General features: G+C 64.3%; 14 protein-coding genes. 11 read left to right on the forward strand and 3 right to left on the reverse strand.

Annotated features, from left to right (window positions below):
- Positions 1–60: 60 nt before the first annotated feature.
- On the reverse strand, positions 61–435 hold the full coding sequence (locus APH27_RS13420) for a helix-turn-helix domain-containing protein (protein ID WP_060485060.1): 375 nt from the start codon (positions 433–435) through the stop codon (positions 61–63).
- A 524-nt stretch (positions 436–959) separates the two neighbouring features.
- On the opposite strand from APH27_RS13420, the gene APH27_RS13425 reads away from it, so the two are divergent.
- The 11 genes from APH27_RS13425 (at position 960) to APH27_RS13475 (ending at position 15,307) form a co-directional block, all read left to right on the forward strand.
- Positions 960–2,267 carry a nucleotide sugar dehydrogenase gene (locus tag APH27_RS13425; RefSeq protein ID WP_060485061.1) on the forward strand — a complete coding sequence of 436 codons (1,308 nt, stop codon included), beginning with the start codon at positions 960–962 and terminating at the stop codon, positions 2,265–2,267.
- Positions 2,268–2,358: 91 nt separating this feature from the next.
- Entirely contained in the window at positions 2,359–3,888 is a 1,530-nt protein-coding gene (locus APH27_RS13430) for a glycosyltransferase (protein WP_027920573.1), read from the forward strand.
- Positions 3,889–3,904: 16 nt separating this feature from the next.
- Positions 3,905–5,068: a PilZ domain-containing protein gene (locus APH27_RS13435; RefSeq protein ID WP_060485062.1), complete on the forward strand. Its 1,164-nt coding sequence runs from the start codon at positions 3,905–3,907 to the stop codon at positions 5,066–5,068.
- A 21-nt stretch (positions 5,069–5,089) separates the two neighbouring features.
- Entirely contained in the window at positions 5,090–6,541 is a 1,452-nt protein-coding gene (locus APH27_RS13440; RefSeq protein ID WP_060485063.1) for a tetratricopeptide repeat protein, read from the forward strand.
- Entirely contained in the window at positions 6,538–7,992 is a 1,455-nt protein-coding gene (locus APH27_RS13445; RefSeq protein ID WP_060485064.1) for an alginate export family protein, read from the forward strand. The genes APH27_RS13440 and APH27_RS13445 overlap by 4 nt, the downstream gene beginning before the upstream one ends.
- A gap of 14 nt (positions 7,993–8,006) precedes the next feature.
- Positions 8,007–9,434, forward strand: coding sequence for an MBOAT family protein (locus APH27_RS13450; RefSeq protein WP_060485065.1), 1,428 nt, complete (start codon positions 8,007–8,009; stop codon positions 9,432–9,434).
- Positions 9,435–9,443: 9 nt separating this feature from the next.
- Positions 9,444–10,538 (forward strand): alginate O-acetyltransferase, encoded by a 1,095-nt coding sequence (locus APH27_RS13455; RefSeq protein ID WP_060485066.1) that lies wholly within the window; start codon positions 9,444–9,446, stop codon positions 10,536–10,538.
- Between the two features lie 18 nt (positions 10,539–10,556).
- The gene (locus APH27_RS13460; protein WP_060485067.1) at positions 10,557–11,186 is read left to right on the forward strand and encodes an alginate O-acetyltransferase AlgF; all 630 of its coding nucleotides are present in this window, start codon (positions 10,557–10,559) and stop codon (positions 11,184–11,186) included.
- Positions 11,187–11,213: 27 nt separating this feature from the next.
- Complete coding sequence (locus APH27_RS13465) at positions 11,214–12,617, forward strand: alginate biosynthesis protein AlgX (protein ID WP_060485068.1); 1,404 nt, start codon at positions 11,214–11,216, stop codon at positions 12,615–12,617.
- A gap of 146 nt (positions 12,618–12,763) precedes the next feature.
- Positions 12,764–13,849: a polysaccharide lyase gene (locus APH27_RS13470; protein WP_060485077.1), complete on the forward strand. Its 1,086-nt coding sequence runs from the start codon at positions 12,764–12,766 to the stop codon at positions 13,847–13,849.
- Between the two features lie 3 nt (positions 13,850–13,852).
- Entirely contained in the window at positions 13,853–15,307 is a 1,455-nt protein-coding gene (locus APH27_RS13475; protein ID WP_081784343.1) for a right-handed parallel beta-helix repeat-containing protein, read from the forward strand.
- Positions 15,308–15,432: 125 nt separating this feature from the next.
- Here APH27_RS13475 and APH27_RS13480 read toward each other — a convergent pair whose 3' ends face one another.
- Both APH27_RS13480 and APH27_RS13485 read right to left on the reverse strand, forming a co-directional pair.
- Positions 15,433–15,864 (reverse strand): GNAT family N-acetyltransferase, encoded by a 432-nt coding sequence (locus APH27_RS13480; protein WP_060485069.1) that lies wholly within the window; start codon positions 15,862–15,864, stop codon positions 15,433–15,435.
- Positions 15,854–16,240 carry a DUF488 domain-containing protein gene (locus tag APH27_RS13485; RefSeq protein ID WP_060485070.1) on the reverse strand — a complete coding sequence of 129 codons (387 nt, stop codon included), beginning with the start codon at positions 16,238–16,240 and terminating at the stop codon, positions 15,854–15,856. Before APH27_RS13485 ends, APH27_RS13480 begins: the two co-directional genes overlap by 11 nt.
- Positions 16,241–16,306: the final 66 nt, after the last annotated feature.

The following is a 16,306-nucleotide window of genomic DNA, read 5'->3' on the forward strand; positions in this document are numbered from 1 at the left end:
GGGCGATTGGATCCCGCCACCTTAACAAAATTTTTCATGGCGGACCTAGCGTAAAACTTCCTACAGAAACGTCTGACGCTCATGACGCGACTGGCGCGTCACCTCAAAGCCATCGCCCTCACTCACCAGGCGCCCCATCAAATGCCACATTGCCGCCTTGTCGGCCGCCGGCAAACGCCGAAATGCGCCCAGTAGACCCGTTTCATCCGCAGTGAGGCTTTCCAGCGGTGCCGGCGTACGCACCCCGCTGAGCACATAAAGCGCATCCACACCGCGGGTCGCCAGCGCTGCCAGGTAGTCCGCCCGCGGCGTGCGCTCACCGCTTTCGTACTTGCCCTGGGCGTTGGGCTCGACGCCGCCGATGTCACCGAATACCCGCTGGGTCATGCCCAGCCGTTCGCGCTCTTCCCGCAGTCGTGGACCGAGTCCTTTCATATGACGTTTCTCCTTTTTCCTTTGCCGTCATGGGGCCCGCTCACAATCCTGTAAGCAGTTGCAGACTGTGCAGTCACTATGCCCATCACCGGCCAGCGTCGCAAGCCAGTATTGCGCCACTACCACACCCCTGCGAGGCCTTGATTGACAGGGCGTTTCACGCGCCAGCGGTGCAAACCTGTGCACGCAAAACGGGAAAAATTGGCAAAACGCCATGCGCTTGGCGCCACTTTATTGCCACACGCGCAGCTATCATTTTTTTGACGCCTAACTAACAACAACTTTAACTTATTGATTTTTAACGGTTTTTAAACTTTCACAGAGAGGATGTAAGTTATTTTCAAACAAGGGAATATCAAAGCTTGCAATACAAATAAAAACACCCTTAGGCTGTAATAAGACCACTAAGAAACAGCCTGCAACGCCACTTCCGAGCGCGGCTTACTTCTGCGCGTCTGCCATTTCGACAACTTCATGAACGATGTATCTCGGCCGGCTTTGCCGTGCCCCAGGGAGAGGGATCTATGAACATCAGTATCTTTGGACTTGGCTATGTTGGCGCGGTCTGCGCGGGCTGCCTGTCGGCCCGCGGCCATCACGTGCTGGGGGTGGACATTTCCCCGGCGAAAATCGAACTGATCAACCAGGGCAAGTCGCCGATCGTCGAGCCGGGCCTGGAACAGCTGCTGCAAGATGGCATCAGCAAGGGCCGACTGCGCGGCACCACCGACGTACAAGCGGCGATCCTCGCCACCGACCTGTCGCTGCTGTGCGTCGGTACCCCCAGCAAGAAGAACGGTGACCTGGACTTGGTGTACATGGAAGCGGTCTGCCGGGAAATCGGCACCGCCCTGCGCGACAAAGCCAGCCGCCATACCGTGGTAGTCCGCAGCACCGTGTTGCCAGGCACCGTGAAGAACGTGGTGATCCCGATTCTCGAAGATTGCTCGGGCAAGAAGGCCGGCGTCGACTTCGGTGTTGCGGTCAACCCGGAGTTCCTGCGCGAGAGCACAGCGATCCAGGACTATGACTTCCCGGCCATGACCGTGATTGGCGAACTGGACAGCCAGTCAGGCGACCTGCTCGAGTCGCTTTACAGCGAACTCGACGCGCCGGTGATCCGCAAGACCATCGAAGTTGCCGAGATGATCAAGTACACCTGCAACGTCTGGCACGCCACCAAGGTCACCTTCGCCAACGAAATCGGCAACATCGCCAAGGCTGCCGGCGTCGATGGCCGCGAGGTGATGGATGTGGTCTGCCAGGACCACAAGCTCAACCTGTCGCGCTACTACCTGCGCCCGGGCTTCGCCTTTGGTGGCTCGTGCCTGCCCAAGGATGTACGCGCCCTCACCTACCGGGCCGCCAGCCTGGATGTGAAAGCACCACTGCTTGACTCGCTGATGCCCAGCAACGCCTCGCAGGTGCAGAACGCCTTCGACCTCATCGAGCGCCAGGACAAACGCAAGATCGCCCTGCTCGGCCTTGCCTTCAAGGCCGGCACCGACGACCTGCGGGAAAGCCCGCTGGTGGAGCTGGCCGAGCGCCTGATCGGCAAGGGCTACCAACTGCACATCTTCGACGAGAACGTCGAGTACGCCCGGGTGCACGGGGCCAACAAGGAATACATCGAAGCGAAGATCCCGCACGTTTCGTCGCTGCTGCACAGCGACCTGCAGCAGGTGATCGATGACGCCGAGGTGATCGTCCTGGGCAACAACGACCCGCGCTTCGCCAGCGTCCTGCATGCCGACCACGGCAAGCAAGTGATCGACCTGGTCGGCTTCATGCCCGGCCTGAGCGACAGCCGCACCCAAGGCATCTGCTGGTAACCGAGAAGGGCCTCACCACGCCCCACCCGCCACAGGCACGCGCCTGGGCGGCGTGGCGCGCGGGCACCGCCAAAAAAGGAGTCAAGGCGACATGGATCGACAGCAACCACCCTTCGTGGCACCCGGCTACCTGCGCGCAAGCGCCAGCTTCTTCGGCTGGGCGTGCCTCGCCGGGCTGATCGCGCTGGCGTCGGAAATGGTCGCGCCGCAGTACCTGGACCCGAACCACCACCTGTTCATCTTCATCATCGGCACGCTGGGCATGTGGCGCTATGGCAACGCCATCGTCCATTACCTGCGCGGCATGTACTTCCTGCACTGGAAGTTCCCGCGCCTGCGCCGGCAGGTCGAGCGCCTGGGCGATGCAGCGCTGCCCTCGCACATGTTCATGGTGGTGACCAGCTTCCGCATCCCCACCATGACCACCTTCAAGGTCTACCAGTCGGTGTTCCAGGAAGTGCAACGGCTGAAGGTGCCGTGCACGGTGATCGCCTCGATCGTCGAGAAAGGCGACGAGACCTTCATCAAGGACATCATGCGCAACGAGGTCAAGGACCGCGACGACATCAAGCTGGTGATCGTCCGCGCCCGCGGCACCGGCAAACGTGACGGCCTGGCCCATGCCTTCCGCGCGCTGTCGCGGCAAATGCCGCTGAGTGATGCGGTGGTCGGCGTGGTCGACGGCGACACCATGATGCTGCCCGGCTGCGTCGAGCGTGCGGTCAAGCTGTTCGCCGTGCTGCCGGACGTGGGTGGCCTGACCACCAACGAATTCTGTGAAGTCGAAGGCAGCCGCTGGATGCGTCAGTGGCACTCGATGCGTTTCGTCCAGCGCCACATCAACATGTGCTCGATGGCCCTGTCGCACCGGGTGCTGACCCTGACCGGGCGGCTGTCGTTCTTCCGCGCCGAAGTGATGACCGACCCCGAGTTCATCCGCGACGTCGAAGCCGACTTCCTCGAGCACTGGCGCCTGGGCCGCTTCCAGTTCCTCACCGGTGACGACAAGTCGAGCTGGCTGAGCCTGATGCGCGCCGGCTGGAACACCTACTACGTGCCCGACAGCCACACCCTGACCGTCGAGCACCCGCCCAGCGACAGCTTCTGGATTGCCACCCGCCAGCTGATGTTCCGTTGGTACGGCAACTCGCTGCGGCAGAACTTCCGCGCCACCGCGCTGCTCGGCCGCGCCCGCCTGGGGCTGTTCACCCTGTACGTGCTGTTCGACCAGCGTGTCTCGATGTGGACTTGCCTGATGGGCCTGACCGCCTCGGTGGTGGCCGGCCTGGTGTTCGGCATCCAGTACCTGCTGGTGTACCTGTTCTGGGTGCTGATTTCACGCAGCCTGGTGACCGTGCTGTTCGTCTTCGCCGGCCACCCGGTCAGCCCGATGTACCCCTTCGTTCTTTATTACAACCAGATAGTCGGTTCGCTGATGAAGGTCTACGCGATGTTCCACATGGACCAGCAAAGCTGGACGCGGCAGAAGACCACCCTGGCCACTGGCAGCGTCGACTTCGACGCCAGCCTCAACCGCTGGTCCTCGAAGGCGATGCTGTGCTCCTCGATCGCCATCTTCTTCGGGGTCATCACCGTTCTCCTAGAGCTCTCGCAACGTTAAGGAAAGGCGCCTGCATATGAGTACCACGAACATTCCCGCGGCCCCGGGCAAGACAGCGGCCAATATCGTCCACGAGGCGATCGACGAGCGCCAGTATGTGCGCACCCGGATGAACGCGCGGGTGCGCCTGGCCAGTGCCGGCCAGCCCCCGTTCGAAGTGGCCCTGCAGGATATTTCCCTGGGTGGACTGGGCCTGAGCCATGACGCTCCGCTGAAAGTCGGCACCCTGTACGACGCCTCGATCCGCCTGCGCCTGAACCAGGTCGACCTGAACATCGACAGCAAGATCCGTATCGTCTCCCAGCGCGGCAGCGATGTAGGCGCACAGTTCGTCGAGCTCGACGCACAGAAGCGCGACATCCTGCGCTACCTGATCAGCGCCTACATGTCGGGCGAAATCGCCGACATCAATGGCCTGTTCAATGTGATGCAGCGCGAGAACTACATCAAGGAGCGCAAGCACAAATACGCCAGCGCACGCACCCCGGGCGCGCGCCTCAAGGCCATGGCCGGCACCTTGCTGTACACCGCCGCCGGCGTCGCCGCGCTGGCCTTCGTCGGCTACAAGGGCTACCTGCTGTTCTTCCGCATCCCGGCGCTGCAGGCCCAGGTGGCGGCCAACGCCCAGGTCATCAGCATGCCCGACAACGGCTATGTGAAGTACCTGCTGCCCGCCGGCGCCACCGACGTGCAGGCCGGCCAGCCGCTGGCCAGCATTTCCACGCAGCTGGCTACCAGCTTCACCAGCCCGGCCGACATGAAGGCCGTCGCCGACCTGTCGCCGGGCGACCTGCAGGCCCTGCTCGGCCGGGCCACCATCGAAACGGTGATCAACAGCCCGTGCGACTGCCAGGTCTACTACCCGAGCCAGCGCCTGGACGGTTACGGCTACAAGGAAGCCCCGCTGATGCACCTGCTGCCCAAGGACCAGGGCCTGTTCGTGCGCGCCAACGTGCCCTTCGACAAACTCGCCGATGTCGACCGGGTGAAGTCGGTGGACATGCAGGTGTTCGGCCTCGACCAGCATTACAGCGGCAAGGTGGTCGATGCGCGTGTCGATGAGGTCAACCGCAACCTGGCGTTGACCATCCAGCCCGACAGCCCGCTGCCGGCCGATGCCTACCAGAAAGCGGTGGCGGTCGACCTGTTCCTGGGCCTGCCGTTCGGCGCAGCGCGCTAAGCGGCCGAGGACGATGACGCCATGACCGTGAACATGCCCCCCCGCCTGCTGCTGGCCGGCCTGGCCCTGGCCTGCGCCAGCACGGCCAGCGCCGGGCAGAGCCTGGAACAGATCCGCTACGCGCTGTACAAGGACCCGTCGGCCGAAGTCACCAGCGACCTGCGCGAACTGGCTGGCCGTGGCGACCTGGCCAGTACCTTGCTGCTTGGCGATGTGCTGGCCGGGCGCGAAGACGCCAGCCGCGCGGAAGTGGTGGCGCTTTATCAGAAGGCCTTTGCCGACGGCCATGGCATGGTCCCGGCACTGGCTTCGCTGGCCCGCCTGATCGACCGCACCCCGAGCCTGCGCGAGGCGCAGCGGCCCTGGATGGCGCAAGCACTGACGCGCTACCCGGCCAACCTCGACCCGCGCAACACCAGCACCACGCTGGAAGTGTTCCTGACCTACCCGGAGCTGGTCGACACCGCCCAGGCCGCCCAGCTACTGGCCCTGTACCAGCAAGCCTGCCTGCTCAACTGCCGCCCCGAGCTGTACCACGCCGTGCTCGCCGAACGCCAGGGTGACCGTGCCAGCGCCGAGCGCTGGTATCGCCAGGCGGTGCGCGTGGACGTACGTGCCCTGGACCGCTACTACGCCTTCCTTGGCGAGCAGCAGGACCGCCTGTTCCCGCCCTTCGCCGACCAGCTCGAGCCTGAGCGCGAACAGTTGCCAGTGGAAATCATCCACCGCATCGCCGCGCTGCTCGACAGTATCACCAGCGTGCAGCGCGCCGAACAGGAAGCCGACCGCTACGAGAACCAGGCCAGCGCGCCCGGCGCCCAGAAGCTGCCGCCAACCGCCGAACAGCTGGCCCGCGAAAAAGCCCAGAGTGACGCCCTGAACCTGGCCACTGCCCGCGTCCAGCGCTGGCGCGATGTGGCCGTGGCCCGTGGGTTTGTGCCGGCCATGGTGTCCAAGGCCAACTACATGATCTCCAACCCGACCGAGCATAACGCCGAGGAAACCCAGGCGCTGATCGATCAGGTGCGCGAACGCGAACCGACCCGGGCCAAGGCGCTGCAGGCGCAGTTCTACATGGTCAACAACTGGCTGACCCTGGACCCGGACAAAGCCCGCGCGCTGATCGACGAACTGCGTGCCAGCGGCTACCCCGGTGCCGGCCTGCTGCTGGCCGAGTACTACAGCAAGGGCGTCGAGGACCAACCCGACCAGGAAAAGGCCCTGGCACTGTTCCAGGCCGAAGCCGACAAGGGCAACACCGCCGCCTGGTACCGCATGGCCACCCTGCACGCCTACGGCCGTGCCCTGTGCCACGACCCGGTCAAGGCCTACACCTACGCCCGCGTCGCCCTCGACCTGGGTGAACGCGGCGCGCGCAGCCTGATCAAGCGCCTGGAAAAGACCCTGCCGAAGGATGATATCGAGCGCGCCCTGGCCGCTCGCAACGGGCTGTACAAGGAGGCCACCCTGTGAAAGCGCACCACCCCCTGTTCGGCGCCCTGCTGGCCCTGGCACCGTTGCCGGCGGCCTTCGCCGTAGAAGAAATCACCGGCCCCGAAGCCGACAGCAACGAACCGGTGCGCGTCGCCACCCTGGATGGCAGCGAGCCGGTGATCACTTCGGAAGTGTTCAACAAGCTGACCGTGCAGACCGGCTACGGTCCTGAGGACTCCCAGGTCGGTAGCGACCGCGAGACGTTCTACAGCCTGCGCTACGAGCCGTCGTTCGCCTGGTACTCGCCAGAAAAGCGCTGGGCCAAATGGATGGTCTACGGCCGCCTGTGGCTGAACTACGACTCCAGCCAGTCGAGCAACCTGACCAACGAAGCCAGCAACAGCAACGAACGCGAGCAGCCCGAAGGCTGGTACGCCGAACTGCGCGAGCTGTACGTCAAGCGCAACCTGATCGGCGACGACCCGCGCTTCTCGGCCTCGTTCGGCCGCCAGCGCTTCTATGACGACTACGGCATCTGGTGGGACGACAGCCTCGAATCGCTGCGCTTCAACTACCAGGACACCTTCTCCGAGGCGTTCTTCGCCGTCGGCCAGAAGTTCCACAACTACAACACCGACGTCAACCGCCTGGCCGACAGCGAGGAGCGCACCACCTACCTGATGGGCCAGTACGCCTACCGCTGGAGCCAGAACAACCAGGTCGGTGTGCGCCTGATGCACGAGAACGACCACAGCGGCCACGACGCCGACGACCGCTACGACTTCAAGGGCATGCGCTACGGGCTGTTCTTCAAGGGCGACAACCTCGCCTACCCGGTGCTCAGCGACTACCACCTGGAACTGGCAGCGCTGGACGGCAAGATGGACAACACCGACGGCAACGGCGTCACCACCACCGGCCACGGCAGCAAGGGCTGGGCGGTGCTGGGCGAAGTCGGCAAGCGCTTCGACAGCCTGCCATGGACGCCACGCCTGGCGCTGCGTGGTGGCCTGACCGACAAGCCCAGCGATGAAAACGATGGCTTCCGCCTGAACACCATCCAGTCCGACCGCATCACCCGCAGCGGCTCTTACAGCACCCGCCTGACCAGTTCGTTCGTCGCCCTCGACCTGCGCAACCTGAGCTACTACGGCTTCGCCGTGGAAACCCGCCCCACCCCGCGCAGCGCGCTGGACCTGCGGGTGACCCAGCTCGACCTGCGCGATGCCGACGGCACCTTGCCGATCCGCATAAATGGCGACCAGCGTGCCGAGCGTAACCGCGCCATCAACCAGGGCAGCAACGGCAACGGGCGCAACGTCGGGCAGATGGTCGACCTCAACTATTACTGGAAGATGTTTCCGGTGGCTATCGATGGCAAGCACCTGGACGTCAACGCGCTGGTCAGCGCCAGTTACCTCAATGCCGGCAGTGCATTGGCAACCGGCGACGACTACCAGCTGAGCGTCGGCGTGGTGATCAGTTACTAAGGAAGGGCCGTGCCATGATCTTCGCCTCCAATGTGTTCCTGTTCCTTTACCTGCCGCTGTTCCTGGCCGTGTATTTCCTGGCCAAGGCGCAGTGGCGCTCCACGGTGATCGTGGCCGCCAGCTACATCTTCTATGCCTGGTGGCGACCGGACTTCCTGCTGTTGTTCGTCGGCATCACCTACTGGAACTACTGGTTCGGCCTGCGCATCAAGGCACGCCTGGACGCCGGCAACAAAACCATGGCCTTGCGCCTGCTGTGGCTCGGCGTGGCCGGCAACCTGGCGACCCTGGGCTACTTCAAGTACGCCAACTTCGGCGCCGAGGTGCTGGCCATGCTGCTGGCGCCGCTGGGTATCAACACCTGGACGCTGGAGAACATCTTCCTGCCGCTGGGCATTTCGTTCTACGTGTTCCATGCCCTGAGCTACATCGTCGACATCTACCGCAAGGACGCCACGCCAACACGCAACTTCATCGACTTCGCCGCCTTCGTCGCGCTGTTCCCGCACCTGGTGGCCGGGCCGATCCTGCGCTACAGCCAGCTGGCGCCACAGCTGCGTGAACGCACCCACTCGCTGGAACTGTTCTCGCTGGGCGTGTGCCGCTTCATGCTCGGTTTCATCATGAAGGTGCTGATCGCCGACCGCCTGGCGCCGATCAACCTGCTGTTCGTCAGCGAAGGCACGCTGCAGTTCAGTGATGCCTGGTTCGGCCTGGTGATCTCGACCCTGCAGCTGTACTTCGACTTCGCCGGCTACAGCCACATGGCCCTGGGCCTGGCGCTGATGATGGGCTTCCGCTTCCCGGAGAACTTCAACCAGCCGTATGTAGCGCAGAGCATCACCGAGTTCTGGGCACGCTGGCACATGACCCTGGCGCATTTCCTGCGCGACTACGTGTACTTGCCGCTGGTGCGCAAGCGCGTGGCCGGTGCGATGCCGGCGCTGGTCTGGACCATGTTGCTGTCGGGCCTGTGGCACGGCGCGAGCTTCGCCTTCATCTGCTGGGGCCTGTTCTTTGGGGTGGGCATGGTGCTCGAACGCAAGTTCAACCTGGCGACCAAGGTCGGTGCGCCCTACCGCCTGAGCCGCAACCTGCGCACAGGCCTGCTGATCGTGTTGAGCATGCCGCTGTTCTTCACCATGGACCTGCGCCACAGCATCGACATCTACAAGGCGCTGTTCGGCTTCAACGGCTTCGGCTCGCTCGAGCTTTACGTGCTTGGCGCCTCGAAGATGGCCATGGCCTTTGCCCTGGTGGCGCTGGCCTGGCTGGTACTGGCCGGGATCAACAACTTGCGCTTCTACGCCGGCAACAAGGAAGGCTATTTCATGCGCCATGTCGGCGCGCTGCACAGCGTGCTGCTGTGGGGGGGCTTCTTGCTGGCGCTGAGCAGCCTGGCAGCCAACTCGTTCTCACCCTTCCTGTATTTCCAGTTCTAGGAGCGTGCCATGTACCCGGTGATGAATTCGGCCAGCAAGGCCAATGGCATTCTGTTCGTGGTGGTGCTGGCGGCGATGTTCGTCTATTCGCTGCCACCGGTGTTCAGCTTTGCCCGCACCTCGACCGACACCTGGAACCTGTTTGTCGACGGCAAGCTGCTGCGCAAGTTCGAGCAGGCCTACGACAAGCGTTTCTTCCTGCGCGAGCCGTCGGTGCAACTGTGGGCCGATGCCCAGTTCCACTTGTTCGACGAAGGCACCAAGGGCGTGGTGCTGGGCAAGGATGGCTGGCTCTACACCAACCAGGAATACCGCGTGCCCAACGACCTCGAAGCCAACCTGGCGAGCCAGCTGGAGCAGATTGCCAAGGTTCGCGCGCAACTGGCCGAGCATGGCAAGCAGCTGGTGATCCTGCCGTTGCCGATGAAGCTGGATGTGTACGCGGCGCATGCCCAGCACGCTTTCGACCCACGGGTGGCCAGCCTCTACGACCACTTCGTCGGCGAGCTGCAAAGCCGCCAGCTGGACGTGGTGCCGCTGCGTGGGGCATTCCTCGCCAACCTCGAAGGCCCGCAACTGTTCCTCAAGTCCGACACCCACTGGAGCCCGGAAGGGGCACGGCTGTCGGCATACGAACTGGCACGCCAGCGCCCGCAACTGCTGGGTGACCAGGTGTACGTGTCACGCAAGGCCGGCGAGAAGAGCGTCAAGGGCGACCTGATGAACTATATCCAGTTCGACCATGCCCGCCTGGCGCCGCAGTTCGGCCCCAACCCTATCGCCCTGTACGAAACCCTCAAGGCCACGCAAGGCGTCGACGACCTGTTCGCCGAAGAAGACCAGAGCCTGCTGCTGGTCGGTACCAGCTACAGCAAGATCGACGACTGGAACTTCGTCGGCTTCCTCAAGGAGGCGCTCAACCGCGACTTGCTGAGCATCGCCGTGGAAGCCCGCGGCCCGTTCGAAGCCATGAACCAGTTCCTCGCCAGCGACCAACTGGCCAACACGCAGATCGATACCGTGGTCTGGGAATTCCCCCTGCGCACCCTGCTCGCCCATCGCCCCGGCTCGCTCAGCCGCAGCGCTGCGCCCCAGCATTTCTGACGATTCAAGGAGAGCCTGATGAAACTTACTTCGCTGTTCACCGCCATCGCCCTGGCCACTGCCAGCCATGCCACCCTGGCCGCCGAAGGCAACGCCGACCTGTACGACGCCGTAGCCCCGGCCGACTCGGCATTCGTGCGGGTGCTGAACCTGTCCGACAGCAACATCGACGTCAGCCTCAGCGGCAAGGTCAACCCGCAGCGGGTCGCTGCCGGCCAGCTCAGCGGCTACCGCTTCACCCCCGCCGGCCCGCACAAGATTGCCGTCGGCGGCAAGTCGATCGAACCGCAGCTCAAGGCCAATGCCGCCAGCACCGTGGTCTACGACGGCAAGCAACTGAAGCTGATCAGCGACAAGTACGTCAACGAGCCGAAGAAGGCGCAGATCGCCTTCTACAACCTGACCACCAACCAGGCCGCGCTGAAGACATCCGATGGCAAGCACGAGGTGGTCGGAGCGCTTGGCAACGGCGAGACCGGCACGCGCATGGTCAACGAAATCAAGATCGACTTCGCCGCCTACCAGCAAGACACCAAGGTCGCCAGCTTCGACGAGCAGTTTCTCAAGAAGGGCCGCTCGTACAGCTACGTGCTGCTGCCGGGCAACCGCAGCATGACCCTGGCCAACAGCATCGACCCGACCGAGTGATGAATGCCCTGCAAGGATGAATGGCACATGAAGACCCTTGTACCTTTTGGCCTGAGCGCTGCCCTGGCCTTGTTCAGCCTGCCAGGCCTGGCCGCGCAGCAGGCCCAGGCGAGCAAGCCAGGTTGCGAGAACCTGCAGTGCATGGTTTGCCCGGCAATGAGCGACCCGCAACGCTACGCCGAAGGGCGCATGAAGCTGATGCGCGAAATCGTGCCTGGCAAGGACCGCTGGCTGTTCCGCTCGGTCGTCGACCTGACCAACGACTTCGGCATCCCCGCCCCGATGCGCCCGGAGTTCGCCCGCCTGATGCAGGCCTTCGAACGCCAGGGCATTCATGTGGCCATGGCCATCCAGCCGACCCGCGGCCTGATGCACCGCGACAAGCTGTTCGCCGACCAGTTGCACGGTTTCGACTACGCCCGCGCCAGCAACAGCCTTGCCGCCTACCTCGGCCAGCTGCGCCAGGGCGGCGCAGTGGTGGCGCCGATGATGCAGTTGGTACAGCAGCCGCCCAAGGGCGAGTACTTCTTCCGCCGCGACCACCACTGGACGCCTACCGGTGCCGAGGCCACGGCGAAACTGATGGCTGAAGAAATCCGCCGCCAGCCGTTCTATGCCGGGCTCACCAAGAAGGAGTACCGCACCGAGCCAGGCGTGATGGTGCCCAAGGACGGCACGATGAACCTGGCGATGAGTTCGCTGTGCGGCAACAACTATGGTTTCCAGTATGTCCGTGGCTACCAGACCATCCCGGTGGCCAGCGGTGGCGACGCGCTGTTCGACGAAGCGCCGGACCCGGAAGTGATCCTGGTCGGCGACAGTAACGCCGCAGCCCGCGAAGACGAGAGCAAGCAGTTCAACTTCGATGGCTACCTGAAGCAGTACCTGAACGTCGACATTCTCAACTACGCCCTGCCCGGGGTCGGTGAAGATGGCTCGCTGCTGGAGTACCTGCTGTCCAGCGACTACAAGCCCAAGGCGCCGCCCAAGCTGATCGTCTGGGAACTGCCGGCCAACTACCGGCTCGACTCGCCGTTGATGTATCGCCAGCTGGTGCCGGCGGTACAGGGTGGTTGTGCGGCAAACAAGGAGGTGCTCGGCGCGAAGCTGCAACGCCCGCCCTTGAAGGTGGGTGAGCGCATCGAACTGCTGAGCAATGCCGGCAGTGGCCGCCAGGCGCTGTCGAAGGGGTTTCTCGACATTCGCCTGAGCGACAAGAACGTCAAGGACTTCTACATCATCGTCTACTACGACAACGGTGCGCGGGACAAGGTGTGGTTCCGCCGTGAGGCGGCGGTCACCGGCGGGCAATACTACCTGGAGCTGAGCAAGGCACCGGAGTTTGCCGGGGCCAATCTGTTGTCGGTGTTCATGGAGCCGACCAAGGCCGGCACTGCGGCGACCGCTGTGGAGACGCGCCTGTGCCTTTGAAGAATGTATTGCCAAGCCTGGGGCTGCTGTGCAGCCCTTTCGCGACACAAGGCCGCGCCTACCAGGCACCGCAATTGCCTGTAGGCGCGGCCTTGCGTCGCGAAAGACGCGCAACGCGCCCCCAGAATGCTGCACTGCTGCTCGCCATGGCGCTGTTAATCCCCCAGGCCCAGGCAGCGCAATCCATCTGGCCCCCCCACAGCACTGCACAGTCGGCCATGATCGCCGACTACCGCACCCTGATCTGCACCAAGGAGCCACCCGCGCCCTACACCGGGAGCCTGCGCCTGGAAAGCAAGTACGACCAGCGCGATGCCAGCAAGTCGACCCTGCGCAGCAGCCCCGACGCCGACAGCGAACGCATCGGCAAGCACGTCAAGGCGTTCGTCGGCGGCCTGATCTACGCCAGCAAACGCTTCCAGCGCGCCAAGAAACCCCAGGACGCCAACATGGCCCTGGCCTGCCAGGACCAATGGCTGCAACACTGGGCCGAAGCCGGCGCTCTGCTGAACCCCGATGCCAGCGGCACCGGCATGGCCGCGCGTAAATGGGCACTGGCCGCCATGGCCGGTGCCGTGCTGCTGACCCAATCGGCCAGCGACGGCAAGCTGCACCTGAGCGAAGCGCAGCGCAAGTGGTTCACCCGCCTTGGCGAGCTGGTGATCCGCGAGTACGACCCACGCCGCAGCGCCAGCGGTGTGTACTTCAACAACCACGACTACTGGGCGGCCTGGGCCGTGGCCGCCACCGGCATGCTGGTAGGCCGCGACGACTTCATCCAGTGGGCCGACGGCAACCTGCGCCGTGGCCTGGCCCAGGCCGTGCGCGCCAACAACGGCAACTACGCCTACCTGCCACTGGAAGTGGCGCGCAGCAAGCTGGCTGCCAACTACAGCCAGTACGCCCTGGTGCCGCTGGTGCTGCTGGCCGAATCGGCGCGCGCCAACGGTCTGCCCTGGAGCCACGAAGACCAGCAGACCCTCGACCTGCTGGCCAACTTCGCCGCCCGCACGGTGCTGGCCCCAGACGACCTGCCCGAACTCAAGGGCCAGTCCCAGGCGGATGTGGCCCCGTACAAGATGGCCTGGCTGATCCCGTTCCTGCAGCGCAACCCCGGCCATGCGCTGGCGCGCCAGCTGTACGACAGCGAAGACGGCGAGGTGGACAACTACAGCCAGCTCGGCGGCCCGATCAAAGCGTTCTACCCCCCACTGCCCGGATCAAGGAGCTGACCCATGGCTGCCCTCGCCCGCTTTTCCCTCACCTGCCTGGCCGCCCTGTGCCTGGCAGGCACTGCCCAGGCCGCCAGCCAGGCGCTGCCGGTCAACCAGACCGTAGACACCCTGCCCAGTGAGCAGCGCCAGCTCAAGGCTGACCAGTTGCGCCAGCAGGTGCGCCAGGCCGTGGCGTTCCAGCAGGCCGAACGGCAACGCCCGGCCGGGCGCGCCAGCGTCAGCCTGCAACCGATGTTCTCGTCCCAGGCCGGCAGCTGGCCGTTCGAGCCATTCGTCAACAACGGCCTGTTCCGTGCCATCGCTGGCTACCAGGCACACCACCCGCAGGTGGTGATGTTGCGCGGCGGCAGCATCACCCTGGCGCAGTTGCACGATGCACTGAACGACCCACGCATCCTCAAGCGCTACAAGGATGGCTACCTGCTCAGCTACCCGCTGATGATCGGCAGCGATGCCGGGCTGGTACTCGAAGGCACCAGCCTGTACCTGTCGACGTTCGCCGGCACGGCGCTGATCAACCAGGGCTGGCTTGGGCTGAACCAGTCCAGCCTGCAGAGCATGGCCGGCGACAAGCCGGGCAGTACCGACCGCGCCTGGCGGCCCTTTGTGGTGGCCTGGGCTGGCAGCCATACCCAGGTGCTCGGCTCGACGCTCAAGCGCCTGGGCTACAACGCCAATCTCTCGCGTGGCCTGAGCACCGCCTTGAGCACCCAGCAGGCGGCCAGCACCCGACCGGCCACGGTGATCATCCGTGACAGCCAGTTCAGCGAGATGTCCAGCGCCGTGGAACTGCAGCACAGCCAGGCGACCATCACCGGCAGCCAGTTCGAGCAATCGCAGCAGTACGCCATCGATGTGCAGAACAGCCAGGTCAAGCTGCAGGGCAACCAGCTGCGCGGCATCGACAACAACAGCGGCGTGCGCTTGAGGGGCCAGACCCGCGCCCTGGTAGAGGGCAACCTGATCCTCGGTGCGGCCAAGGCCGCCATCGAAGTCAGCGAGCAACAGGGCGCGGTGCTGCTGGCTGGCAACCGCATTGGCGACAGCCGTGGCAATGGCATCCAGTTGCGCAACCTGGCACCTACCGCAGCGGCGCCGCTGGTGATCGACGACAACCTGCTGGCCAGCAGCCAGGGCAGCGCGGTGGATGCCAGCGAGGTGGGCGCCGTTGCGCTGCTCGATAACCGCATCGGCAATACCGCGGAATATGCCGTCAGCCTGCGCAATGCCACGCCGCTGGCCGGGCCGCTGGTGCTCAGCGGCAACCGCCTGGGGCAGGTCGGGAAAGCGCTGGTGCGGGTGGAGGGTGTGCGGGATGTGCTGCTGGGGGGCAACAGCTTCGATGGCAAGCCATTGCTGCAGAACCTGTTGATCGGCGACTTGTTGCCGCTGCAGGGGCAATTGCTTGAGGCCACTGTTCGTCAGGGTGAGACTGTGCGGGTGAGGCAGCAGTGACCTGGCTCTTGCAGTGACTTCACCGGCCTCTTCGCGGGTAAACCCGCTCCCACAGGATTATCATAGGTCTGGATGCTGTGATGTACCTGTGGGAGCGGGTTTACCCGCGAAGAGGCCAGTACAGGTCAACCGATGGCCCGCTGCATCCTCACAAAGCAATCATCCTCCCCCATCTCGACAAATCCATGGCGCAGGTACAGCTGCCGCGCCGGGTTGCTCTTGAACACCATCAACCTCAACAACGGCAGCCGCCGCTGCGCCGCCCATTCGGCCAGCATTTCCAGCACCTGGCTGCCCACCCCTCGCCCACGCTGCTCCGGCACCAGGTGCAATTCACGGATGAACAAGGCCTGCCGGTCCTGGCTGAGGCTGCAGAAACCCAGCACGACGCCCTCCTCCACCACCAGCCACTGCTCGCGCCAGCCCCAGGCTTCGTCGAATGCGTCCTCGACCCACAACAGGTCGAACTCGCGGTAATAGGGCAGCATCGCCCGCCGCGTCAGGTCGCGGGCAAAGGTGCGATAGGCATCGCTCGCGGCGATCAGCTCAACGGGCATAGCACACCGGCGAGCTGCCTGGGCCGCGCCGCTCCAGCTCGTCTTCCAGCCAGGCCGCCAGCACCTGGGCATTGTTGTGCTCGCTGTCCTTGCCGGCGTACAGCAGGGTCAGGTTGCCTTTGGCCGCGAGGTCCAGCAGCGGGTACCAGTGTTCAGGGTGCGCCGCCAGTTCCTGCTGATAGCGCTGGGTGAAGCCGGCGAAATCCACCTCGCCATGGTGGAATGCCTTGCGCAGATCAGTAGATGGCGCCACCTCGCGCAGCCATTGCCCGTGCAGTTCGTCCTTGCGTGTGTTGCGCGGCCACAGGCGATCGACCAGCACGCGCTGGCCATCATCCTTCTCTTGCGCGTCGTAGACACGCTTGCAGCGAATCATGGGGTTCTCCTGCCTTTACCGTCTGTCTTGAGCCTAGGTAATTCATTGACCGAGGTCACGTCCAGT

The organism is Pseudomonas sp. NBRC 111123 (genome assembly GCF_001320205.1).
GTDB lineage: Bacteria > Pseudomonadota > Gammaproteobacteria > Pseudomonadales > Pseudomonadaceae > Aquipseudomonas > Aquipseudomonas putida_J.